Annotated in this window: 23 protein-coding genes, 1 tRNA gene and 2 other annotated features; of the genes, 5 read left to right on the top strand and 19 right to left on the bottom strand. The window is 31.2% G+C overall.

The features are described 5' to 3' along the window. Window positions 1-94: 94 nt before the first annotated feature. The 16 genes from RR430_RS05155 to RR430_RS05230 form a co-directional block, all read right to left on the bottom strand. Complete coding sequence (locus tag RR430_RS05155; RefSeq protein WP_332487943.1) at window positions 95-1,498, bottom strand: YfcC family protein; 1,404 nt, start codon at window positions 1,496-1,498, stop codon at window positions 95-97. A 23-nt stretch (window positions 1,499-1,521) separates the two neighbouring features. Next, a complete protein-coding gene (gene arcC, locus RR430_RS05160; RefSeq protein WP_332487945.1) occupies window positions 1,522-2,457 on the bottom strand; it encodes a carbamate kinase in 936 nt (311 codons plus the stop codon). Window positions 2,458-2,529: 72 nt separating this feature from the next. Next, window positions 2,530-3,522 carry an ornithine carbamoyltransferase gene (gene argF / locus RR430_RS05165; RefSeq protein WP_332487947.1) on the bottom strand — a complete coding sequence of 331 codons (993 nt, stop codon included), beginning with the start codon at window positions 3,520-3,522 and terminating at the stop codon, window positions 2,530-2,532. A gap of 34 nt (window positions 3,523-3,556) precedes the next feature. After that, window positions 3,557-4,774 carry an arginine deiminase gene (gene arcA, locus RR430_RS05170; RefSeq protein WP_332487949.1) on the bottom strand — a complete coding sequence of 406 codons (1,218 nt, stop codon included), beginning with the start codon at window positions 4,772-4,774 and terminating at the stop codon, window positions 3,557-3,559. A gap of 462 nt (window positions 4,775-5,236) precedes the next feature. Beyond that, window positions 5,237-5,545: a DUF3784 domain-containing protein gene (locus RR430_RS05175; RefSeq protein WP_332487951.1), complete on the bottom strand. Its 309-nt coding sequence runs from the start codon at window positions 5,543-5,545 to the stop codon at window positions 5,237-5,239. 5 nt (window positions 5,546-5,550) lie between these two features. Beyond that, window positions 5,551-6,000, bottom strand: coding sequence for a hypothetical protein (locus RR430_RS05180; protein ID WP_332487953.1), 450 nt, complete (start codon window positions 5,998-6,000; stop codon window positions 5,551-5,553). A gap of 1 nt (window position 6,001) precedes the next feature. Further along, a complete protein-coding gene (locus RR430_RS05185) occupies window positions 6,002-6,202 on the bottom strand; it encodes a helix-turn-helix transcriptional regulator (protein ID WP_332487955.1) in 201 nt (66 codons plus the stop codon). 124 nt (window positions 6,203-6,326) lie between these two features. Then, the gene (gene argS, locus RR430_RS05190) at window positions 6,327-7,967 is read right to left on the bottom strand and encodes an arginine--tRNA ligase (RefSeq protein WP_332487956.1); all 1,641 of its coding nucleotides are present in this window, start codon (window positions 7,965-7,967) and stop codon (window positions 6,327-6,329) included. A 57-nt stretch (window positions 7,968-8,024) separates the two neighbouring features. Then, window positions 8,025-8,101, bottom strand: a tRNA-Arg gene (locus RR430_RS05195). A gap of 80 nt (window positions 8,102-8,181) precedes the next feature. Further along, window positions 8,182-8,392 (bottom strand) — a binding site (T-box leader). Between the two features lie 28 nt (window positions 8,393-8,420). Further along, on the bottom strand, window positions 8,421-9,431 hold the full coding sequence (gene add / locus RR430_RS05200; protein WP_332487958.1) for an adenosine deaminase: 1,011 nt from the start codon (window positions 9,429-9,431) through the stop codon (window positions 8,421-8,423). 9 nt (window positions 9,432-9,440) lie between these two features. Beyond that, on the bottom strand, window positions 9,441-10,172 hold the full coding sequence (locus RR430_RS05205) for a hypothetical protein (RefSeq protein ID WP_332487960.1): 732 nt from the start codon (window positions 10,170-10,172) through the stop codon (window positions 9,441-9,443). 67 nt (window positions 10,173-10,239) lie between these two features. Then, on the bottom strand, window positions 10,240-11,463 hold the full coding sequence (locus RR430_RS05210; RefSeq protein WP_332487962.1) for an MFS transporter: 1,224 nt from the start codon (window positions 11,461-11,463) through the stop codon (window positions 10,240-10,242). Beyond that, window positions 11,464-12,834, bottom strand: a complete 1,371-nt coding sequence (locus RR430_RS05215; RefSeq protein ID WP_332487964.1) for a bifunctional metallophosphatase/5'-nucleotidase — start codon at window positions 12,832-12,834, stop codon at window positions 11,464-11,466. Window positions 12,835-12,907: 73 nt separating this feature from the next. Continuing rightward, window positions 12,908-13,693 (bottom strand): ABC transporter ATP-binding protein, encoded by a 786-nt coding sequence (locus RR430_RS05220; RefSeq protein WP_332487966.1) that lies wholly within the window; start codon window positions 13,691-13,693, stop codon window positions 12,908-12,910. Beyond that, window positions 13,690-14,571: an ABC transporter permease gene (locus tag RR430_RS05225; protein ID WP_332487967.1), complete on the bottom strand. Its 882-nt coding sequence runs from the start codon at window positions 14,569-14,571 to the stop codon at window positions 13,690-13,692. The genes RR430_RS05220 and RR430_RS05225 overlap by 4 nt, the downstream gene beginning before the upstream one ends. 9 nt (window positions 14,572-14,580) lie before the next feature. Further along, window positions 14,581-15,567, bottom strand: a complete 987-nt coding sequence (locus RR430_RS05230; RefSeq protein ID WP_332487968.1) for an ABC transporter substrate-binding protein — start codon at window positions 15,565-15,567, stop codon at window positions 14,581-14,583. Between the two features lie 76 nt (window positions 15,568-15,643). Further along, window positions 15,644-15,887 (bottom strand) — a binding site (T-box leader). 356 nt (window positions 15,888-16,243) lie between these two features. On the opposite strand from RR430_RS05230, the gene mscL reads away from it, so the two are divergent. Then, window positions 16,244-16,618: a large conductance mechanosensitive channel protein MscL gene (gene mscL, locus RR430_RS05235; protein ID WP_332487969.1), complete on the top strand. Its 375-nt coding sequence runs from the start codon at window positions 16,244-16,246 to the stop codon at window positions 16,616-16,618. A 49-nt stretch (window positions 16,619-16,667) separates the two neighbouring features. Here the strand turns inward: mscL and RR430_RS05240 are convergent, their stop codons facing one another. Continuing rightward, a complete protein-coding gene (locus RR430_RS05240) occupies window positions 16,668-17,978 on the bottom strand; it encodes an MFS transporter (RefSeq protein WP_332487970.1) in 1,311 nt (436 codons plus the stop codon). 124 nt (window positions 17,979-18,102) lie between these two features. On the opposite strand from RR430_RS05240, the gene RR430_RS05245 reads away from it, so the two are divergent. The 3 genes from RR430_RS05245 (at window position 18,103) to RR430_RS05255 (ending at window position 21,162) form a co-directional block, all read left to right on the top strand. Next, window positions 18,103-19,068, top strand: a complete 966-nt coding sequence (locus RR430_RS05245; protein ID WP_332487972.1) for a zinc dependent phospholipase C family protein — start codon at window positions 18,103-18,105, stop codon at window positions 19,066-19,068. Between the two features lie 64 nt (window positions 19,069-19,132). Then, window positions 19,133-20,080, top strand: a complete 948-nt coding sequence (locus tag RR430_RS05250; RefSeq protein ID WP_332508741.1) for an alpha/beta hydrolase — start codon at window positions 19,133-19,135, stop codon at window positions 20,078-20,080. Window positions 20,081-20,094: 14 nt separating this feature from the next. Then, window positions 20,095-21,162, top strand: a complete 1,068-nt coding sequence (locus tag RR430_RS05255) for a C45 family peptidase (RefSeq protein WP_332487977.1) — start codon at window positions 20,095-20,097, stop codon at window positions 21,160-21,162. Between the two features lie 26 nt (window positions 21,163-21,188). Here RR430_RS05255 and RR430_RS05260 read toward each other — a convergent pair whose 3' ends face one another. Continuing rightward, window positions 21,189-23,483, bottom strand: a complete 2,295-nt coding sequence (locus RR430_RS05260; RefSeq protein ID WP_332508743.1) for an alpha/beta hydrolase — start codon at window positions 23,481-23,483, stop codon at window positions 21,189-21,191. Window positions 23,484-23,570: 87 nt separating this feature from the next. On the opposite strand from RR430_RS05260, the gene RR430_RS05265 reads away from it, so the two are divergent. After that, window positions 23,571-24,335, top strand: coding sequence for an alpha/beta hydrolase (locus RR430_RS05265; RefSeq protein ID WP_332487979.1), 765 nt, complete (start codon window positions 23,571-23,573; stop codon window positions 24,333-24,335). A 140-nt stretch (window positions 24,336-24,475) separates the two neighbouring features. On the opposite strand, the gene RR430_RS05270 is transcribed toward RR430_RS05265, so the two are convergent. Next, the coding region (locus RR430_RS05270; RefSeq protein ID WP_332508744.1) for a 3-deoxy-7-phosphoheptulonate synthase at window positions 24,476-25,601 on the bottom strand (1,126 nt) is incomplete at its 5' end.

Here is a 25,601-nt window from a genome sequence, read left to right on the forward strand (position 1 = left end):
TATACTAATTTACTTGGTTTCTTCTCCACCAACACTAGATTTTAAAGAACCAAAAGCCCTTACTAGCAATAGTAAGAGCTTCAAGTTAAATTTATTATAGAATTGTCATTGCGACAGTAAGAATGACGCAAGATACAACTGCTAAGATAAGAACAAGTTTACCAGCCCATTTTAACCAAGTTGAGTATTCAACTTTAGCAATAGCAAGACCACCCATTACTACTCCAGATGTAGGAGTAAATAAGTTTACGACACCACTTGCAGCAGCGAATATCATAACCATAACAGCTGGGTTATAACCTAATGATGCAGTTAGAGGTCCCATGATTGGCATTGTAACTGTAGCACATCCACTTGTTGAAGGAATTAAGAATGATAATCCAATGTAGATGATATAAGCTAAAGGAGCAAAGATAGTTGCACTTAAGCCATTTAATGCATTTGCAGCAGCATTTAATAAGTATAAGTCTAATCCTGTTTGAGTCATTAATACAGAAGCTCCACGAGCAACTGCGATAACTAGAACTACAGATACGATATCAGCAGCACCACTTACAAATGAATCAACGATAACTTTTTCATTTAAACCACCAACAATACCAACAATAACTGTTGCTATGAAGAACCACATTGCAAGTTGGCCAAACCACCACCAACCAAGAGGTTCACCATTTAGGAATGAAGTCCATCCAAAAATTGCTAAGAATTTTTCTTCACCTAAGAATTGATCCCAAGGCATTACTGACATAACCATGATAATAAATACGAATGCAAATAATACTAATACGAATTTTTGTTTTCCACTAAAATTAACTTTTTCGTGGTCACCTTGTGCATAATGTTCCATCATTGCAGCTTTTTCAGAAGTTGAAAGAATAGAACCTTTTTCATTTTTAACTTTCTTAGCATAACGCATAACATACCAAATTGCGATTACTAAGTTAACAACTAATAATACTAATCCAACACCGATAACAACTGATTGGTCTACTGGAATTCCTAAACTAACAATAGCATCAGAAGCGATACCTGTAGCAAATGGATTTACAGTTGAACCTAAACATCCAATACCAGCACCAAGTAAAATTGTTGCAGCAGCTACTACTGTATCAAATCCAGCAGCAACCATTGTAGCACACATTAATGCATAGAAAGCAACTGTTTCTTCACACATACCATAAGTAGTACCACCTAGTGCGAATACAGTCATAAGGATAGGAATTAAAATTAATTCATTACCATTAAGTTTTTTAACTAATGTTTTGATTCCTGCGTCAAGAGCTCCAGTTTTAGTAACTACCCCTAGGAATCCACCTAAAACTAATACGAATACACATACATCAAGCGCATCAACGAATCCATTATATGGAGCCATAACGATTGTCGCTAATGTTGCTTTTTCAACTCCAGGTACAAACCATGTTACTGCAGCTAATGCAATAATGATAAGTAACAAAATTGAATAAGCGGAAAGTGATCTTTTTTTCTTTTCAGTCATTTTATCCTCCTCGTTTATACAGGCTATTTTTTAATAATAGTTCCTGTCTCTCCTTTTAAAGCGTATTTTGCTTTTTCTAACGATGTAATAAGAGCGACACCGTTTGTAGTAGATTCAACAAAGTCTAAGCATGCTTCAACTTTAGGTAACATTGAGCCTGGAGCAAAGTGTCCTTCAGCAATGTACTCTTTTGCTTCAGCAAGTGTCATTTCTGCTAATTCTTTTTGGTTTGGTTTATTATAGTTAATGCAAACACGGTCAACTGCTGTAAGAATAACTAACATATCTGCATTAGCATCCAATGCTAGTTTTGCACTTGAGCGATCTTTATCGATTACTGCTGCAACACCTTTCAAACCATTTTCTGTTTCTACTACTGGGATTCCTCCCCCACCTACTGTTATAACGATGTCACCAGCTTGAATTAATTGTTCAACTACGTTTAATTCAACTATTCTTGTAGGAATTGGGCTTGGAACAACCCTTCTATATCCACGACCAGCATCTTCTACAAATACAAAACCTTTTTCTGCTGCAATTTTATCAGCTTCTTCTTTTGTATAGAATGAGCCAATAGGTTTTGTTGGTTTTTCAAATGCTTTATCGTTAGGATCAACTACAACTTGTGTGATAATACAAGCTACATCTTTTTTTACATTTCTTCTTTCAAGTTCTGCTTCAATTGATTGAGTTAGATGATATCCAATATATCCTTGTGACATTGCACCACATTCAGGGAATGGCATGTAAGGAGTTTTCCCACCTTCTTTAGATGAAAATTCCATTGCGTTATTAATCATACCTACTTGTGGACCATTTCCATGTCCAATTATTACATCATATTCTTCTGCTAAATCAGCAATTGTTTTTGCAGTTTCTTTTACTAAATCTAATTGTTCTTCAGGTGAATTACCTAATGCATTCCCTCCTAAAGCGATTACTAATCTTTTTTTACTCATACTTTCCCTTTCTCGTTTTTACCAATGCTTAGAACTAGGAACAAGTTCCTAGTATCTAAACAAAGAAGGATATTATCTTAATGTAGCATACATAACTGCTTTAATTGTATGCATACGGTTTTCAGCTTCATCAAATACAACTGATTGTTTTGATTCAAATACTTCATCGCTAACTTCCATTTCAGCAAGTCCGAATTTTTTAGCAATATCAGCACCAATAGTTGTTTTAGTATCATGGAAGCTAGGTAAGCAATGCATGAAAATTGCTTCATGTTTAGCCATAGCCATAACATCTTTATTAACTTGATATTTGCTTAATAGTTTAATTCTTGTTTCCCATACATCATCTGGTTCTCCCATAGAAACCCAAATATCTGTATAGATAACATCTGCATTAGTAGCACCTTCTTTAACATCTTCAGTTAAAGTAATTGTGCATTCATGTTCTTCAGCTAACGCTTTACATGTGTTTACTAATTCTTCTTCTGGCCATAATTCTTTTGGAGCGCATGCTGTAAAGTTAAGACCTAATTTAGCACATGCTACCATTAATGAATTACCCATGTTATTACGAGCATCACCAAAGAAAGTGAAGTTTAATCCTTTTAGATGTCCAAATTTTTCTTCGATTGTTAACATATCAGCTAACATTTGTGTAGGATGGAACTCAGTAGTTAAACCATTCCATACTGGTACACCAGCATATTTAGCTAATTCTTCAACTAATTCTTGAGCATATCCACGGTATTCAATTCCATCATACATTCTTCCAAGAACTCTTGCTGTATCAGCAATACTTTCTTTTTTACCCATTTGAGAAGAACCTGGATCAAGATAAGTAACTCCCATACCTAAGTCCATTCCACCAACTTCAAATGCACAACGTGTACGAGTAGATGTTTTTTCAAATAATAATACAATGTTTTTTCCTTCAAGGTATCTATGAGGAATACCTGCAAGTTTCATTTTCTTTAATTCTTTTGATAAATCGATTAAATATCTGATTTCTTCTGATGAGAAATCTAATAATTTTAGGAAATTTCTTCCTCTTAAGTTAACTGCCATATATTAATAATCTCCTTCTTTAGTTTTCTTTCTTTTAGTCTTCACGAACAAGTGGCATTGACATACATCTTGGTCCACCACGTCCTCTTGATAATTCGGCACTTGGCATTTCAAGAACTGTTAAGCCTTGTTCTCTAAGAATTTCATTTGTAACATTATTGCGATCATAAACGATAATAACGCCTGGAGCGATACATAATGTATTTGATCCATCATTCCATTGTTCACGTTCACTAGCAATTCTATCGCCACCAGCACAAGGAATTAATGTTACTGGATGTCCAATGTATTTAGATAATATATTTTCAAGTTTGTCATTGATTTCTTTAACAAGAATATCACCATCTTTTGGAGTAATTTCAAATACTTGTAATGCTCCATAGATTCCTGGATGAACTGTAAATTTATCAACATCGATTTGAGTAAATACTGTATCAAGATGCATCATTGCACGATTGTTTGGAATATTTACTGCTAAAATTCTTTCAATTTTGTTTTTAGGGTTATTGAAGATATGATGTGCTAAACCATCAATTGCTTCTGGACATGTACGTTGAGAAATACCAACAGCTAATGTAGTTTCGTTGATATTTAATACGTCTCCACCTTCAATATGGAATTCTTCATAACGATCATACCATTTTTCAACTTGTCCTTTGTATTCAGGATGATATTTGAAGATATATTCAGCATATATAGTTTCACGATTACGTGTTACTGAATACATTTTGTTCAATGTTGCTCCATCACCAACTGATGCAAATGGATCACGTGTAAAGTATAAGTTAGGCATTGGATCAATAATTAATTTATCTGATTCAGATACTAAATCAACTAATGAATTTTCTGGAGAAACATGAACTTCTTTTAAGTTTAAGCCTTCCATTGTTTTTAATACTAATTCTTTAGGATCTTCAATTCCATCAAAGAAATTAAATAAGATTTTTTTCCAACGTTCTGTGTGAATGTTAGCTTCAATAATGTATTGTTCAATAAATTGTTTACGAATTTCAGGAGAAACGCTAATTGTTTCTGCCATTAAATCTTCTAAGTAGACAACTTCAACACCATTTTCTCTTAGAATTTCTGCAAAACGATCGTGTTCTGCTTGTGCTACTGGTAAATAAGGAATATCGTCAAATAATAAACGGCTTAATGTGTCTGGAGTTAAATTTAATAATTCTTTCCCAGGTCTGTGTAATAAAACTTTTTTAAGTGGTTTAATTTCGCTTGTAACATGGATTGCTACCATTTTTAATCATTCTCCTTTTTCTTTTTTTATTTGATTTTTAGAAAGTAACTAAATAGAGGGACGTCCAATCAAAACTATTGTAATCGCTTTCTTTATGACCTTAGTGTACCCTTTGAATAATATACGTGTGGGTCAAAAAAAATGAATTTTATTGTAAAATTAGATTTTCATAATTTACATTTTTATGAAAATTTTGTTATGAAAACTCTCTGAAACAAACAAAAAAGGCTTATATAATAGGGTTTTTACAAATGTAAATTTTTGTGATTTTATTAACATATAGCAAAAAATCAAAGAAATAAAATAAAAATATTTTTCTTTATCTGGCAAATTGATTAAAAAATCTGCAAAAATATCATAAAAGCCCATTAAACCGTGCTATTCATAAATTATAAAAAGAAAAAGTCAATTTATTTTGACTTTAACAGAAGTTATATTTTTTTAATAATGATATCTTATTTACTATTTCAAATAAGCATACGTTGTCCAAACCAATGAAAATACTACTATAATCAAAAGTAAGCTTAATCCAACATAATGAAATAAATTATTGCCCGTAACATTACTAATTAATATCAATAGAATCACAACACAAATTCCCACCATTACTTTACCCATAAACTTACATAAACCAACTTGATTTATCTTGGTAAGATGTTGCTTTGGTATCATATTAAATCCAGCGATTAAAAAAAGTCCCTTGCCTTTGAATAGATAAGCAGACAATACTATTCCTACCAAAAGCAACAATATCAAAACTAGTTTATCCATACAAACTAAATTTTCTTCAATAGATAAAGTTTATAAATGACACTTACTGTCATCTGAAATAACGCAACAACAATTAAGGCACAAGTAATGTTCATGTCTATTGCACCTATAATAAGCGCTACTATTATTAGTATTCCACTAAGAATCATAAGTAACGGTTGACCAGCTTTAGCGCGAATATAATGCATTCTTTCATCATTCTCCTCTGCATATAATTTTTGTAATTTCACAGGACTGTTTAATACTCTCATAATTTTAATTGAGTATATCGCAACTAGTAATTCAAAAGCAAAAAATACTCCCGTTAGAAATTCTATTTCTAAAGCCAGCCATGAAGGGATATTAACCATATCGCTCGCATAGATTCTAATAAATAATGTTATAGAAGCAGCTAGCACCGCTACTACTATCAACATATTTCTTCTTTTAATTAATTTTTCTTTATATTTTTCCATTTTATTCAACCTCCTTCAAGTCGAAAACATCTTCTATTTTGCATCCGAAGTATTTAGCTATTTTATATGCAAGTGGAAGTGATGCAATGTATCTCTCTGATTCAATCGATATAATTGTCTGACGTGTTGTTCCCACAGCTATTGCTAGATCTTCTTGTGAACACTTATTTTCTTTTCTTAACTCTCTAATTTTTGTTTTCATACTACTCCTTAAATATGTATAGTTAACTTTACATTTACATTATTACTCTATTGTCCATAAATGTCAAGTTTACTTTACATATGTTCACATATAAAAAGCTGATATTTTCATATCAGCTTTTCCCCTACATCTTTTCAGGTGCGCTAATTCCAATTAAGTCTAATGCATTTGCAAGTGTTTGTTTTGTTGCAAGTAATAATCCCAAACGTTGATTTGTGAGTTCTGGATTTGAGTCATCAATAATTTTATGAGCTCCATAGAAACTGTGGAAGAATCCAGCAAGTTTTTGAACGTAATTACAAATCTTGTTTGGAGAACGTGTTGCAGCTGCATCAGCAACTACGCTTGTAAATTCTGCAATATATTTTAGTAAGTCAATTTCTTTTTCGCTTACTAATAAATCATAATTTTCTTCTTTTTTGAATTCAGGTGCATTACGTAGAATTGAGCACATACGAGCATGTGCATATTGTGCATAGTACACTGGATTTTCATTTGTCTTCTTACGAGCTAAACCTAAATCAAAATCTAAGTGAGTATCAACAGCACGGCTTACAAAGAAGTAACGTGCAGCATCAACACCAATATCATCACAAAGTTCACGAATAGTAATTGCATTACCTGTACGTTTGCTCATTTTAACTTCTTGACCTTCATCGACTAAACGAACCATTTGAATAATATCTACTTCTAAATCAGTAGGTCCATAACCCATCGCTTGAATAGCAGCAATCATACGAGGAATATATCCATGATGATCAGCGCCCCAAAGGTTTACTAACTTCTTATATCCACGATTAAACTTATCCATGTGATTTGCAATATCAGGAGTTAAATAAGTGTATGTACCATCACTCTTAATTAATACACGATCCTTATCATCTCCCCATTTAGTTGATTTAAACCAAAGAGCTCCTTCTTCTTCAAATGTTAAATCCATTGCTTTCATTTTTTCTACACATTCTTCTACACTTCCATTGTCATATAGAGATTGTTCAGAAATCCATGAATCAAATTCACATCCATAATATTGAAGATCCTTTTTGATTTTTTCTAATTCTTTTTCACGACCTTTTTCTTTAAAGAATTCGATACGTCCTTCTTCTTTATTTAACCAAACATCGCCTAATTCTTCAGCAAGTTCCTTACCAATTTGAGCTACATCCGGTCCTTGATATCCATCCTCTGGAATATCAACTTTAACATTAAATGATTCTGCATAACGAGCATATACTGATTTACCTAAATTAATCATTTGAGCTCCAGCATCATTAATATAGTATTCACGTAAGCAGTTATAACCACTCTTATTTAATAAACGGCAGATACAATCTCCCCAAGCTGCACCACGTGCATGTCCTAAGTGAAGATCACCTGTAGGGTTTGCACTTACATATTCAACTAGAATTGGTAAATTGTCACCACTATTGTTTTCACCGTATTTTTCACCTTTGTCTAAAACAACATTTACTATGTCCGCAAGAATTGTTTTCTTCATCCAAAAGTTAATAAATCCAGGACCAGCTATTTCAATCTTATCGGCATCGTTAACTTTTTCCTTTAATCCAGCAACAACTTCTTGTGCAATCATTGCAGGAGCTTTCTTAGCTACTTTAGCTAAACGCATTGCGATGTTAGTAGAATAATCCCCATTTGTATTATCCTTTGGAATTTCAATCATAATTAAAGAATCATCTACATCTCCATAAAGACTAGAGATAACTTCCTTAATTGCTGTTGTTAAATTTTGTTCAATTTTATTCATACACTTCTCCTTTTATAAAATTAAAACTGATACGATAGTATCAGTTTTGTTTGTTAATGGCGCGCCCAGTAGGAATCGAACCCGCAACCTTTTGATCCGTAGTCAAACGCTCTATCCAGTTGAGCTATGGGCGCATTTACTTGCTCATTCATATTAACAAACAAAATTCTTTTTTTCAAGTACCTTATAAAATAAAAAAACATCTCTTCATAAACGAAGAGACGATTATTAACCGCGGTACCACTCAAATTGCTAAATAGTTTAACTATTCAACCTCTCTCCTTTAATGCAGGAATACACCATCCTTACTATCATACGGATAGATCTCCAAAGCTCGTTTCATTTATTTTCCACTGTTCTTTTTCACCAACCAGAACTCTCTACTAAGCTTTTAATAAACTACTACTCTTCTTCAACGATACGTTGTTAGCATATCTCACATAACAAGAGATGTCAACCCAGATTAGTGAAATAAAGTCTTTTTAAATACGTTTTTACCTCTTCACTACACGCTGCAGCACAAAGTGATTGATAGTTAAACTTCAACAAATCATCAAATGTGAACATAAATTTTTTTTGTAATATTTCATATTCTTTATCTAAAGTTGTACTTGAAAACATCATATTATCAGTGTTAATTGTTATTATAACTCCTTCATCAAATAATTTACGTATTGGATGACTTTGAATATCGTTATAAACCAAACAATTTAAATTGCTTGATATACAACACTCAATTGGTATTTGCTTTTGAATCAATTCATTAACTACACTACTATCTTCAATACTGCGAACACCATGTCCAATCCGTGATGCTCCAAGCATAATTGCTTGATGGACATTTGATGCAGGTCCTGCCTCTCCAGCATGAATAATGTATGGAATCTTCTTCTTAGAAGCTAATATAAAGAATTTTTCAAAGTCCATCATATTCGATCCTTCAGCACCTGCAATATCCAATAAAACAACACCTTTATTTAGATACTTAGATACTAAGTCTATTGTTTCATAATTAGCCTCTTCATTGATTGCAACATCTCCATAGTTCATCAAACAACATATGATTTCAACATGAATTTTACTTTCTTGTTTCTCTTTTTCAACACCTTCAAGTACTGCTTGCAATGCTTCTTCTTGCGATAGATGAAGATGTGTATGTTGTTGAGGCGCAAATCGCAACTCGACATAAATCAACCCTTGTTGATCTAACATTTTAATTACAGCTCTTGTAGCTTTTACAAGTGCCTCTTTATCTTGCAAAATAGAAATTGGAAAATCAAATCTTTGTAGATACTCTACAAGACTTTTACAATTCAAAGTGTCTTCCAAATATTGTGTATACCCTAGCAATGATCCATTAGGTATTGGAATATTTCTTTCTAAAGCAAGTTCACACAAAATATCTGGTGGACAACTTCCATCAAGATGACAATGCAAATCAATTTTAGGAAGATTATAAATCATACATCTTCCCTATATTACTTTTTTAATGAGGATAAACGGCGTTAATTCATCACTTTGCCCAGCTGGATTATCACGAATAATTTGTAAAAATTCTTCATCTCCAACAGGTAAATGAGATGACTTACCTAATATTTCTCTTGATATATCATTAGCATCAACGATAACAGCAATTATGCCTGTCTTCTCATATATTTCATCACATACTCCACCAGGATTTTTAGGATTTAGTACAGCAGTCTCTTTATAAATATCAAACGATGAATTTGGATAAAAACCATCAATTCCAGCTATTCCATTTCCAACTATTTCATAGAATACACCGCGTTTACCAAATATTTTTCCAATAACCGAACAAATAGATGCATAAATAACTTTAGGTAATCCTACGATGTTAATAGCTAATTGTAATTTATAGGGTTCATCCATCCCAATACCTGCACTAGAACGATGAGCAAATTTACTTAGAAATTTAGCCCAAAAGCCTAAATGAACATCAGCTTTATCAACACAGTTATTTTGACACATTGATATTACCTTCTCACTTATTGAAACGATATTTCCCTCTTCATATAATGGTTTAACATATTTTTCGATATTATCGATATAAGATTCCCCACGCGCAATGAAATGTGTATGAATTGCTAAACGATGATATTTCCCTTGATTTGATTCAATATCATCGCGCTCAAAATAAGTTATATCTTGAAATACTTTTCTTCTATCTTCTTTATTTCTATTCATAGTATAATCTCCAATTCTATTTATCTTATTTTAGCACTAAGTAAGATTAGTTTAAATGACTATTTAATTACTCTACATAAAATAGTGGATATGCTTTTTTATCCATAAATTTTAATAAAAGTGTAGAGCCTATACTAAAACATCCAATTATTGTAACTATTATCCAAACTTGCGACATTGTGTAATGATCAGCTAAGAAACCCACTCCTTTTTGCATAAAGGCTTGAAAAAGTGATGCTACAATGTAGCTAATACTGGCAATTCTCCCTCTATGTGATGAAGGTATACGTCGTGTTAAATAAGGTTGTTTTCCTAAAGTACTCGCAATTTCACCCAAAGTAAAAATAATTATCGAAACAAAATACATCGGTATTAATCCTTGAACAAATATGTACATCGCAAGACCTGTAACTATTAGTATTTCACCAATTATAATCTTGGATACATCTTTAATTTTAGGGAATAATGACGTTAGTAATGGTGTTCCAACAATAACTACGATTGCATTAACACTTGTAATCAATCCGAAATATATAGCACCTTTAGCTCCATATAAATATTCTAAATTTAATGGCATAAGGAAGTTAAATTGTGAATAAACTAATCCTGATAATGCTGAAAAAACTAGAAATATTAATATTGTTTTTCTTTCTTTTAAAACTGTAAAAATACTTTTGTGACTTTCATCATCTTCATACTCACTAACTTTAACATCTTCCTTTGTTTTAGTAATATTTTTAATGAATATAAAAATTAATATAGTACTAGATAACGTTGATATAGCATTAAATATAAACGCTACATTCAAATAATTTTCAAATAGAAGCCCACCTATGGTTGGCGCTAGAACCAATCCAATATTCGCTCCCAAATATTCTAAACTATAAGCACGTTCACGATCACTAGATGAGCTTAAATCAGCAATCAATGCATCATAGCAAGGCCATTCTACCGATGCAAATAAACCTGCTAAAAAGAATAATACAACAAACATAAATGAAATTTCTATAAACCCACAAATCAAATAACAAGTTACCGTTACTAAATCGCAAAATATGATGATGTTTCTTTTATTAAATTTATCAGCAAGCTTTCCACCTAATAAAGTTATTGGTAATTGTACAAGTGTCATTACTAGCATTACTGTCGCAACATCACTTGCTTTCATTCCTAATTTATTAGTAAGAATAAGTGTTAACATTGGCCATATTAAAGCACCCATATTTGTTACTATTCTACCAAAGAAGAGTACATAGATTTCTCTTCTTAATCCCCTATATTGTTTAAACATTTATTTTCCCCTATTTATCAAACTTAATTCAAAGCATTCTTTGTTTGTTAAGTTTCTTTCTATTAAATCTCGTATAAATCCCGAAAAGAATTTCGCATCTTTTTCTTCAGTCTTTAATGATGAATATCTTTGCCCTCTTTGCAAATAGTCATCCAACATAACACTATATTCTTTATCATCATCTAACAATTCATTATTTATATATAGTTTTGAATCAACAATTGAAACATTATGACTAAAACTTAATGTACCAAGTTTATCACCTCTAAAACCCGGTCCTTTACCTGATTGCATACAATAGTTTTCATCAAAGCTTAGTTCAAAAGCATCACGAATTTGCTTACCACTAACATGTACTAATGTAGGATTTAATTTTGAAGGTAAACAATCAATAAGTTCAATTTTCGATATATCTCCTACTAATGTATAATTTGCAATTCCATTATACATAATTGCTAAATCGCATGGGTGCATCAAGTATAATGCATCACAAATAAAATTAATTAATCGACATTCATGTGTAAGATCAAATGCCAATTCTTCAATAGTTGCTATTGGTTCATTTAATTGTTCAATTGCATTTTCATTGCATTCTTCTAAAAGCATTTGAAAATCTTCATCTTGTCTAAACTTATTCAAAGTATTTAATGAATATTTATAATCAATAATTTTGTTATCTTGGATAGTCAAATCCAAACAACCTACAAATTCAGCATAAGCTCTTGCTTGTATCATAATTGTATTATTTATTACCAATGGCTGTTCAATCAACGAATGTGAGTGTCCTCCAACTAGTATATCAATGCCTTCTACTGATTTTGCTATGTACTCATCTGTTTCAATACCTGAATGACTCGCTAAAATACATATGTCATAATTACCATGATTTCTTTTTATTTCTTTTTGAATTGCAATAATTGGATCAATTGTTTTTAATCCATCTAATTCTAAAAAGAAATTATATGCTCCTTCACGTAAATCAGCAGAATAAAATGGTGAAGTTCCTACAATTAAAAATCGAGTTCCATCTTTTGTAATTATTTTACTAGGTAATAAATTTTTTATATCTTCATTTTCAGTCGTTTTTAAATTGCAACAAACTAGTGGCATTGCGCCCGCCATATTTTCTAGCCATTCTTTTCCTAATTCCGATTCATTATTCCCTACCGCAACAGCATCAACATTTAATTCATTCATGAACCTTGCACTTACTAATCCTTTAGACCCAATGACCATTAAACTCTTTAAATCACTTATATCTCCTGCATCTATATATAAATCATTTGCTTTTTTATTTTCTCTTAAAAAAGTGGCTAAACGCCCCATATTTTCGTATTCACTATGTATATCATTTGTATGAAATAAACGCATAATCTAACACCCCATAGTGGATATTATACTTCAAAACCTTCTATAAATACACAAAAAGTGGCGTTTGCCACTTTTATAGAATTTGTTTATCAGATAATACACCATGAATTTTTTCATAATACTTCATAACATCTTCTTTAGTCATCAAACTTCTTTTCTCACCTTCAATGATATCAAGTATTCTTCCTTCATTCATGATAATTGTTTTATTTCCATACTTTAATGCATGGTCAATATTATGCGTAATCATTAAAGTTGTAATTTTATTTTCTTGAATAATATCGTCAGTTAGTTTCATAATATTTTCAGCCGTTTTTGGATCTAATGCAGCTGTATGTTCATCTAATAATAATAAATGTGGTGGTATCATCGTTGCCATTAATAATGTAAGAGCTTGTCTTTGTCCACCAGATAATAGACCTACTTCTGCTTTCATTCTATTTTCTAATCCTAAATTTAATTTAGCACATTGATCATGAAATAACTTTGATTCTTCTTTACTAATTGAAAAGCGAAGTTTTCTATTTGTACCTCTACCATATGCTAATAAACAGTTTTCTTCTATTGTCATATGTGGTGCAGTTCCTTTTAATGGATCTTGTGATAATCGCCCAATAAACTTAGCACGTTGATGTTCTTTACACTTAGTAACATTTTCATTATCAATGAATACTTCCCCTGAATCGATTGATATGTTGCCACAAATAACATTTAATAATGTAGATTTCCCAGCACCATTTGATCCAATTACTGTTACAAAATCACCATCTTCGAGTTTAAGAGTAATATCTTTAAGAGCTTTATTTTCATTTATAGTATTAGCATTAAATGTCACATTACAATTTTTGATTTCTATCATGCTTTTTTCCTCCCAAATTTAATTTGAGGTAAAACCATTGCAACTACTACAATTAGCGCTGAGAACAGCTTTAAATCGCTTGCTGGTAGACCTAATACAAAGGCATACGAGATAAGCAAACGATACAACACAGCACCTAGTAAAATTGAAATTAAATGATGTAACATTCCTCTTTTTTTACCAAATACAGTTTCACCAATAATAATACTTGCACAACATAATACCAATGTTCCTACTCCTGCACCATGTGCAGCAGTTTGAGTATATTGCGCATATAGTCCACCACCTAATGCTACAACAGCATTAGTAATGGCAAACCCCAATATTTTCATCGTATCAGTATTAATAGAAGAACTACGAACCATTGCTTCATTATCACCTGTAGCACGTAACGCTAATCCCGTAAGTGTTTTAAAGAAAAAGAAATAAACTATTACTAAGAAAATCGCAATAACTGCTAATACGATTAAATTACCAAAATCAACACCACCAAGAATAATTTTATTTAAGAACGGTGTAAATATAGTATCAATTCCATACAAGAATATACTAGGTTGATTATTCATAATTTTTAAATTAATTGAATATAATGCAGTCATCGTTAAAATGCCTGCAAGTATTTCTTGAATCTTAAATTTAGTATGCAATACACCAGTAATAATTCCAGCCAATACACCACCTAAAACACCCAAGATAATACCCAATAATGGTTGTCCTTGTGCCGCAAAGATCGCACTAAATGCTAACCCCGTTACAAAACTTCCATCTACTGTTAAATCAGGTAAATTTAAAATTCTAAACGCCATAAATAAACCTAATGAACAAATTCCAAATATTATTCCTATTTCAATTGCTCCTATTATTAAACTTAACGACATCTAATCACCCTACTTTACTAAGACTAACTTTTCATTATTTGCGATTTCACTAGGCAATGTTAAACCTAATTCATTCATAGTACCTTCATTAATTGTAATATATAAATCATCTTTAAATACATAAACAGGTATTTCACTTGTTGGAGTGCCTTCTAAAACTTGTACAGCAATTTCAGCTGTTTTTTTACCAAGAGCTACATAATCTATTCCAATAGTAGCAAATCCACCATCCATCACCATTGAATCAGCACCAGTATACACTGGAACTTTAGCATCTTTCGCTAGTTTTGCAAGAACTGGCATTGCTTCAGCTACAGTATTATCATTTGGTACAAATATTGCATCTACCTTGGGTAACAATGCACTTGTAGCTGTTTGTAAATCAATTGATGTAGAAATAGATGTTACTTCCATTTTGATATTTCTATCATTACATGCTGCCTGAAATCTTTCATAATTAGAAACTGAATTTGTTTCTGAAGGATTATATATAAATCCCATAGTTTTAATATCTGGTTGTATTGTTAAAGCTAAATCAATAATTTCATCAATTTGAACCATATCACTTGTTCCAGTAATATTACCTTCAGGTTTTTCTAAATCAGTAACAACCTTAGCAGCAATTGGATCAGTAACTGCCGCAAATACAACTGGTGTATTTTTAGTTAATGCCATTGCACCTTGCGCTACTGGTGTCGTAATCGTAACTACTACATCTTGTTTATTAGCATCAAAGTATTGAACAATTGATGGAATATTCGACATTTCATTTTGAGCATTTTTAAAGTCTATCGTAACTTTATCGGTATATCCCAAATTATCTAATTCCTCAACAAAACTATCGTAAATCATATTAAGAGATGTGTGTTCAGTTAATTGAATAACCCCTATTTTCTTTTTACCTTCTGTTTGTACTCCTGTTTCTTTGGGTTGGCTTGAACAACCTACTAATGCCATACACACTAGTGCAATTAATAATGCTTTTACTTTTTTCATTTTCTTCTCTCCTTTTCAGTTGTGCGTTTGACTGAAGTGAAGGATCTCGCTTTATAAACAAAAAACGCCTATCCTAATAAAGGACAAGCGTTAACCTGCGGTACCACCTTTTTTGATAAATAGAAATTTATTTATCCTCTCAATCAAAATGCAATCACATTTCTGTCATATAACGGTGACTACCGTCTAAAGATACTCGATTTCTCTTTCACTTAGACCTCATGAGTCCATTTATCAAATCGTCTTCTCTATCAGGATTCCACCATCCCTGACTCTCTTTAAGTGACTAACTCGTTTTATCTCTCAATCATCGGTTTGTTGTTTAGAATATACTCCCATTTCAACGCAATGTCAATAATCACGAATAAATTCGTAGATTATTAAGTATATATTTTAAAATATAAATAAAGGATAACGCATAAAATCATTGATGCATTGGTACCGCTTATTAATCATTTAGAAATATCCATGAACAATTACAATCCAAATAATATAACTAAGAGTAAAGTAATCGAAAAGAAAATTTTCATCAAAGATCTTGCTCCTCAAATTTGGGATTTAGCCTTACAGATTATCAATAAAAGCGTTGCTAAAGGTTTATATTTAGACAAATAAGACATCATATTTATATTGATTATTCTTTATACTATAATATTAAGTAAGTAGGAGGCATAAAATGAAGAAATTTTTAGGAGAATTTAAAGAGTTCGCAATGCGAGGCAATGTTATTGACATGGCAGTTGGTGTAATAATTGGAGCGTCCTTTAAATCAATTGTCGATTCACTAATCAATGATATCATCTCTCCCGTTTTAGGATTATTTGTAAACGATTCATTAAACACTTTAAGTATTACAATTGGTGCTATTACAATTAGTTATGGTGCATTCATTAGCGCCATAATAAACTTTCTAATAATGGCATTTATTTTGTTTATCATTATAAAAGTAATGAATAAAATAAGAAAACAACCTCAAGTAGTTGAAGTTGTTATTGAGCCAAGTGATGAAGTTAAATTATTAGCTGAAATTCGTGATTTATTAAAAAAATAATAAAACTATACCCTATAGTGAATATATCACTATAAAGTATAGTTTTTTCTTATTCTTTATCTAATTTTGATACTTTATTTAAGAAATAAAAACCAATTACAAATAAAATAACTAATGCAAGAATACCATATTTACTTTGACCAAATATTGCTGCACATACTGTAATTATTAGCGGTCCTAAGAAATCAGCAAATTTTCCAAAAATATCAAAGAATCCAAAATATTCGTTAGATTCATTCTTAGGCACAATCTTACCAAAATAAGCTCGTGACAACGCCTGGATACCACCTTGTGCAATACCTACAGCTATACATAATACCCAAAATTCATATGTTTGATCCAATTGATAACCATATAGACATATACCAATATATATTAAAGTATATACTTTTAATATATCTATTGTTTTAAATTTCTTCGCGAGCATACCTGATAAAATAGCAAACGGGAAAGCAACAATTTGAGTTACTAACAACGCAATAATCATATCATTTGTACCAATACCAACTTCAGCACCATATGTAGTAGCCATTGAAATAATTGTATATACACCATCGATATAACAGAAATAAGCAATTATGAAAAATAACATTTTAGGATTATTCTTAATTTCTTTCATTGTTTTTCCAATTCGAGAAAAAGATTCTTTTACTTGATGATCATGATTTGCTAAATAATGAGTTTGCTTAACATTTTTAAGTAAAGGAATAGCACACACTGCCCACCAAATCGCCGTAATAAGGAAAGATAACTGTGTAGCTTTTGCTACTGTCAAACCAAATGGAGTAGCTAAAATTAAATAGATTCCAACAATAAATGGTAAACAACTCCCTAAATAGCCCCATGCATAACCATAAGATGAAACAGTATCCATTCTATCGTTTGAAGATACATCTACTAACATTGAGTCATAGAAAATATTGCAACTTGCATATCCAATTCTAGCGACAATGATTAATCCTAAATAACCAAACCAGTTTGTTGTAATACCTAATAATAAACAAGCTAATACACCAATCGCCAAAAATACCGAAAACATTTTTTTCTTCATTCCTTTGTAGTCAGCAATAGCACCAATCATTGGAGCACTTACCGCTACAATTAATACAGCAATTGTAGTTGTTAATGCAAACAAGCTTGTTTTAAGCGCTTCAAATGCTTGTAAATCCCCTAATAATGAAGCATTAGCGTTAGAACTAAATAAGAATTGAACAATCCAACTATTACAAACAGCTTCTACCCCTGCACTATCTACCAAACCTCTAAAAAACACTGGAATAGTTGCTGTAAGAATTAAAATAAATGCACTATTTGCTACATCATACAATATCCAGCTTTTCTCTGACTTTGTTAGTTTCATACCTTTTCCCCCTAAATTCATATATTAATAGTATCACAATTACTAATTTAATTTGTTAAATCTTTGTGAAAATATAAGTAATTTAAACTAGATTTGATATAATTAAAAGAATGGAGGACTTTATATGCCTAGTCTTATTACACATGAGTTATTTGGAAGAGAAGTATGTCGTGATTTACCCATTCAACTCGAAAAAATAATCCAACAAAATATTGAAGAATTTTCTATAGGAACAAGTGGACCTGATTTATTTTTTTACTATAATGCATGGCCTTGGAAGAATCAAAAAGATGCGCAACATATTGCTGCTATGGGTGGAAAAATACATAGTCATAAAATACATGAATTTTTTAAACAAGTTTTTGAAGAATGCAAGGAACACCAAACACAAGAGAAAATTAGCTATATTTCTGGACTTTTATGTCATTGGGCTTTAGATAAAGAAGCACACCCATACATATTCAACCAAACAGAATCAAGCAAAGGTGGTAATTCATCACTTTATCATCGCCGTTTTGAGTCTCATCTAGATTACCTTATGCTTAAACTAATAAAGAATCAAACACCAAGAGAATATCCTGGATATAAATTACTTAAGTATGACCAAAATACCGTTGATGCAGTACTTGAAATTTACAAAAATCCTCTTCATGATATTTATCAAGAAGATGTTGATTGTAAAATAATCGAAACTTGTTTGAAAGACTTCTATCAAATTCAAAAAATTTTATTTGATCCAAAAAATACAAAGAAAAAATTACTCTTTGGCTTTGAAAAGAATATTTTAAAGAAACCTTACGTCTTTACGTCTATGATAGTCCCTCTCGATGATGATAACTTAGACATCTTAAACAGCACCCATCGAACTTGGCACCATCCTTGTACAAATAAGATAAGCACACGTTCTTTTGTAGATATTTTTAATGATTCTATTCATTTAGGTCAAGAAGTTTGTACTTATTTCTTTAGATATTTAAAGAATGAATCAGAACTAGATGAACTTATGTCATTTATCAATAATCAATCATTTGAAACTGGTTTATCAATCGAATCAACAATGCGTTACTTTGACTGTATTTACGAAAAATAAGCTATTAATTGACTTTCTTTACTTAAAATACTATAATTCTATCTTGTTTAGACAAGGAGATATTATGTTTAAGAAAAGGAAGTTTTTTATTATCTTACTATCTATCATATCATTTTTAATATTATGTGTAGTTGGACTTGCTGGGAATTATTTAGTCGATTATGCATTAGCTGTTGATGAATCTGGAAATCTAGGTTCTATGAGTGATACCTATACAGGAATACAAAATACACAGGCACAAAAAGAGTATGATGAATGGGTTGTAAACCAAGAATTGAGTGAATGGCAAATCAAAAATAAAGAAGGTCTTAATTTATGGGCACAATATTACCCCGCTAAAGATGAAAATGAGATTACCATCCTTGCAATCCATGGTTATACAGTTGATCATCGTGATATCGTTCCTGCAATTAAACCTTTTGTTGAACAAGGCTATTCAGTTTTAGCAATAGACCAAAGAGGTCGAGGGAACAGTGAAGGCGATTATCTTGGTATGGGGTATTTAGAGAAAAATGATGTGATAGAGTGGATTGATGCAATTATCGAACATAGCCCTAATAATAAAATCATTTTATATGGAGAATCTATGGGAGCTGCAACTGCATTGTTAACAGCAGGAGAGAAGTTACCTGAAAATGTTATTGGAGTAATAGAAGATTGTGGTTATACATCTGCGTATGAGATGTTTGAAGATCAATTAAAAGAAAGATTTAATTTACCTGCATTCCCATTTCTACCAGTCGCTGAATTGATTGGTCAAATTCGTGCAGGTTATGACTTTGGTAACGCAAGTCCAATTAAGGCATTGAAAAATGCTACCCTCCCTATTTTATTTATTCATGGTGGTGATGATACTTATGTACCTACATGGATGGGAGAAAAACTTTATGATTCTTATCAAAATCAAAAAGAATTGTTAATCATCCCTGGTGCTGAACATGGTGCTAGTGCTGATATAAACCCTGATTTATACTACAAAACAATATTCGAATTTATTTCAAATATAAAATAAGGAGAAAAATAAAAATGAATAAATTATTAAAACGTGTGTTAATCACAATAGTTGTTGTACTTCTAGTGTTGGTTGGTGGTTTCTACGCTATGTTCAACAAAGAAATTACAACAATGAATAGTATTAAACAAATTGACGATTATGGATTTTATGAAGTACATGTCGCTTCAAACTATGGATTAGATGGTTTAGTTGAACAAGGTGGTGCTAAAAATGATGGTGAACTAGTTCAATATGTTATTAAAACAATCTTAAAAGGAATTCCTCTTGAGTTTAATATTCCTGATTTTGGATGTAGCACTTTTCAAGCACAAACAGCATCTGGAGATTGGATATTTGGTAGAAACTATGATTTAAATCCTATTCCTGGTATGTTAGTGTTTACTGAACCTGAAAATGGGTATCGTTCTGTATCAATCGCAAATATTAGTGTACTAGGATATACATTAGAAAATGGACCAGATTCATTCACTAGCAAAGTGATGTCCCTAGCTGCTCCATATGTAATCATGGATGGAATGAATGAAATGGGAGTAAGCATTGGTGTTTTATTAATTAAAGACACCCCTACTGATCAAAATAGTGATAAGTTAGACCTAACAACAACATCTGCACTACGTCTAGTTTTAGACAAAGCCGCATCCGTTGATGAAGCAATAGAACTTTTTGAAAACATGGATATGCATGCTTCTGCAAATGCTTCTTATCACTTCCAAGTTGCTGATGCAAATGGAAATAGTGCTGTTATTGAATATATTGATAATGAAATTAGCGTAATAAGAAAAGAAGCTGGAGATGTTCAAGCATTAACTAACTTCTTAATTAGCGAAGCTAAATATAATTTTGGTAAAGGTCAAGATCGTTATGAAATCCTTATAAATACCCTTGAAGAAAACAATGGCATCTTGGAAACCGATCAAGCCATGGATTTATTACAAGCCGTTAGCCAAGATAAAGTTGATGACGATGGTGACATTACCGCTACTCAATGGTCAGCAGTTTATAACAATACTAAGAAAACACTTGATATTGTTGTAGCTAATAAATTTGATAAAGTTTATTCTTACGAATTATTTAAATAGTACTAGAAAAATCACCAGCAAACATGCTAGTGATTTTTTTTAATATTAGTTTTGATAAAGTTTCCAACCTCTATTGCAAGATCTTCACTTTGAATATGATAACCTATTGAATCAATAAATCCATGTGAGAATCCTTTATATAATATAGTTCTCGTTGGAATATGTCTATCATGCAGTTTAGCCATATAAGCTAAGCATTCAACTTTTAAGAAATCATACTCTCCTACTGCAAGTAATGTAGGTGGTAAATCTGTTCGATTCGATATATAAGGAGAAATATATTCATCATTACCGTCGGTATTTAATGCCTTTTTCATAATTTGATTCAAGTACTTTTTAAATGCATTCAAGGATGATTGAATTTCTTCAGGATGAGAATTATCTACTTCAAAATGCTTATTTTCCCATTCTATATTTTCATCATCATTTTCAACTAGATTAACTGATGGATATAATAGCATTTGCGCTTTGATTTTTGGACCATTTTCCTTTAACGAACGTAGGACACAATACTGCGCTAAATTGCCCCCTGCACTATCACCAGAAATAAACAATTGATTTGTATCACCACCAATTAAATAAGCATATTTAGCTATCCAACTTAAAGTATCATAACAATCTTGATGCCCTTTTGGATATTCATTTTCAGGAGCTAATCGATAATCAACGCTGAATGCAAGAACATTAAATTTTTCAACAATGTATTTTACAAATTGTTCTACCACATTCAAAGAACCCGCAACAAATGCCCCACCATGAATAAAGAATAATATAGGAATATTTTTAGTCTTTATTAACGGATGATAAATCTTAAGTGGAATCTCATTACCCTCATTACCAATAATAGTAATATCTTCTGCCTTTATCTTATTACTCGCAATAGGCAAACTTTTTACTTCATTGAAATTCTTTCGTAATTCATCTATCATCTTTTCATCAAGTTTCACATTATTATAAATCTCTGATGCAATACGAATAATGAATTCTTGTGTTTTAATATCAGTAATTACATGCTTATCTAATTTTTCCTTATATTTATCATCTAGAATAGGTTTAATAATTACTGGATTCCCATCGAGAATTTCAACATTACTTTTACGATTCATTATTGAAATGAGATTAGTTGAATACTTGCGTTTTAAATTTTCATCATCCTTACGCAACAATCTCGCTTCATCTTCACTTAATAGTTTTCTTTGTTTAGTGTTTGAATGGTTAGATATATTCAATATAAACTCTGCTATTTCAATTGCGCTATCTTCAGCTTGTGGATAGTATCCAAAAAAATCACCAAACCCATGCCCCATTCCTTTATAAATTAATAATTCAATGGGGTTACCAATTTTTTTATTTTTAATTGTGTACGCAATACTTTCAACTTTCAAATAATCGTACTCACCCACCATGATTAAAGTTGGAGGTAATTTTGTAGTCTCATACAAATATGGAGTTAGATATATGTTGTTAGGGTTTTCATTTAATACCCCATTCATTATTTGTACACCTCCATTTTTGATTAATTGAATAGATAAATTAACGGCATCTTCTTGCTTCTTACTTATTTCATATTTATTCATAGCCCAGCTTGAATATTCATCAACAACCTCAGCTAAATTTAATGCTGGATATAATAAACATTGCCCTTTAATCTTAAATTGTTCTTCTTCTATATCTTTAATAACACAATAGTGTGCAAGATTACCACCAGCACTGTCGCCAGAAACAAATATTTGATTTATATTACCGTAATAATAATCACAGTGTTCACACACCCATTTAAACCCTTCATAACAATCTTCATGTCCTTTTGGATAAGGATATTGTGGAGCTAGGCGGTAATCTATTGAAAAGATCAAGATATTATAGTTACATGCAATATATCTTAAATATTCATCAGGCACATCTAAATTACCCGCAAAAAATCCTCCCCCATGAATATAATAAAGAATTGGTGATGGTTTACTTTTATCATTAGGATGGTAAATTCTTAGCGGTAGTAAGTTATTATCTTTACCTCTTATTGTTATTTGATCTACTTTAAGTTCATCTGTAGTAATTATTTTACTCTTCTTTAAATCAAATCCTATTTTCAATCCATCAACTATAGTTTTATTAGGCCCTAATTTTAATAACTGATCGGGTACAAATCTTGTTAATTTCGACACAGATTTTATTTTTTTTAAATAGCGCTCATCTAAAATACCTACTTCATCAGTTTCTGGAATAGGTTTCATAATAATTTTTGTATTTGCCATTGTCTTATAATAACAACGTTCATTCATTTCTTTTATTAAATCTACATTGTAACTTCTTTTTGCCATATTTTTTCCTCAACTGTATTATAACTAATAATCAATCAAATTGTAATTTAAACAATTCTTATTATAATTATATCAAGAGGTAATTTTATGATAAACAAATATATAAAGCAACACAAAATAATTACATCACTATTAGTACTATTGTTAATCCTCGTTGGATATGTAGCTTATTATCTAACAACATTTTCTCCAGCTAATGAATTAGCCATCTCCTCTATTGAGTCAACCTCAGTAGTTAACGTTGTAGAAACATCAGATACAATCACATTTACTCCTTTAAATAATGACCCTCAGGTTGGATTAATCTATTATCCTGGTGGAAAAGTTGATCCCAAAAGTTTTGCTTATGCTGCCAATTCAATTGCATCAAATGATATCTTAGTAGTCATTGAAAAAATGCCTTTTAATCTTGCAATATTTGATATCAATGCAGCAACTAAAACAATTGAAAATTATCCCGAAATTGATCAATGGTTTTTATCAGGTTTTTCGCTTGGAGGTACTGCTGCTAGTATGTACGCATATAAGCACCCTCTTTTATTTGATGGACTAATACTGTATGCAAGTTATACAACTGAAAGTGCTAATCTAAATGATGTCTTATTTCCGATAATTAGTATAAGTGGTACTAGCGATGGATTAGCGACTCCTGAGAAGATAAATAAATACAGTGATTATTTACCCAATTCAACTGAATTCGTTGAAATAGAAGGTGGAAATCATACGCAAATGGCATTATACAATGATGGTGTGCCTCAATCCGGTGATAACCAAGCTACTATCACTGATTTAACTCAACAAGAAATGATTATTAAGTTAACACTTGAATTCATAAACAAATATAAAAACTAGTTTATTTTATTATTTAAATAAACTTTCTATCCAATTAAGAATAACAAAAGAAGTATCAATTATTTGTTACTGTATTTTCAATTTGTCTATCCTACACATAATACATTATCGTAATTATTTCATATGCAATAATTATTGTTTTAAATATTATCCGCAATATAGTAAATTAATTCTTCACTTTCTTCCCACCCTAAACATGGATCAGTAATCGATTTACCAAATTCCATATCATCGGAAATTTCTTGAAATCCTGGTAATAAATAACTCTCAATCAAGAGTCCTTTAATCACTTTCTTTAGCTTAGAGTTATATTTTCTACTATATAAAACTTCTTTAGCTATACGTGCTTGTTCATAGTATCTTTTTCTTGAATTTGAATGATTTGTATCGATTATAAATGCAGGATTTATTAAACCACGATGTTCATAAAAATCTAATGCAAGCTCTAAATCCTCATAATGATAGTTCGGCATGTTTTCACCATGTCTATTTACATAACCACGTAAAATTGCATGAGCATATGGATTTCCAGTAGACTCAACCTCATTAGATCTATACATAAAATTATGCCCTGATTGTGCAGCTTTGATTGCATTAAACATTACTGATAGATCTCCACTAGTAGGATTCTTCATTCCTACTGGCAAATCAAGGCAACTTGATGTTAAGCGATGTTGTTGATTTTCAACACTTCTTGCCCCTACTGCATGATAACTTATTAAATCTTCCATATAAGCAAGATTTTCAGGATATAACATTTCATCTGCTGCTGTAAGTCCTGAGACCTCAATCGCACGTATATGCATTTTACGAATTGCTAAAATACCATCAGAAATATTAGGTTCTTTTTCAGGGCTAGGTTGATGAAGCATCCCTTTGTAGCCTTCTCCGGTAGTTCTTGGTTTGTTTGTATATATTCTTGGAATAAGTATTAATTTGTCTTTAACTTTTTCTTGAACCTTACCAAGTCTTCTAACATATTCACATAATGCATCTTCATTATCCGCAGAACATGGTCCAATAATTACTAAAAACTTATCACTAGTACCATTAAAAACATTCCTAATTTCCTCATCTCTTTGTTCTTTAATTTTTCTTAATGAGTCTGGAAGTGGTAAAAGTTCAATAACTTCACTTGCCTCCATTATTTTTCTTATATTTTTATATCCCATATTTAATAGTCCTTTCAATATATTGTTAAGTTTGAAATAATAACATACATTGCGCTTATTATAGCATTTTATTTTATAAAACTCTTTATATTTA

This window comes from Anaerorhabdus sp., assembly GCF_036641015.1.
GTDB lineage: Bacteria > Bacillota_I > Bacilli_A > Erysipelotrichales > Erysipelotrichaceae > Anaerorhabdus.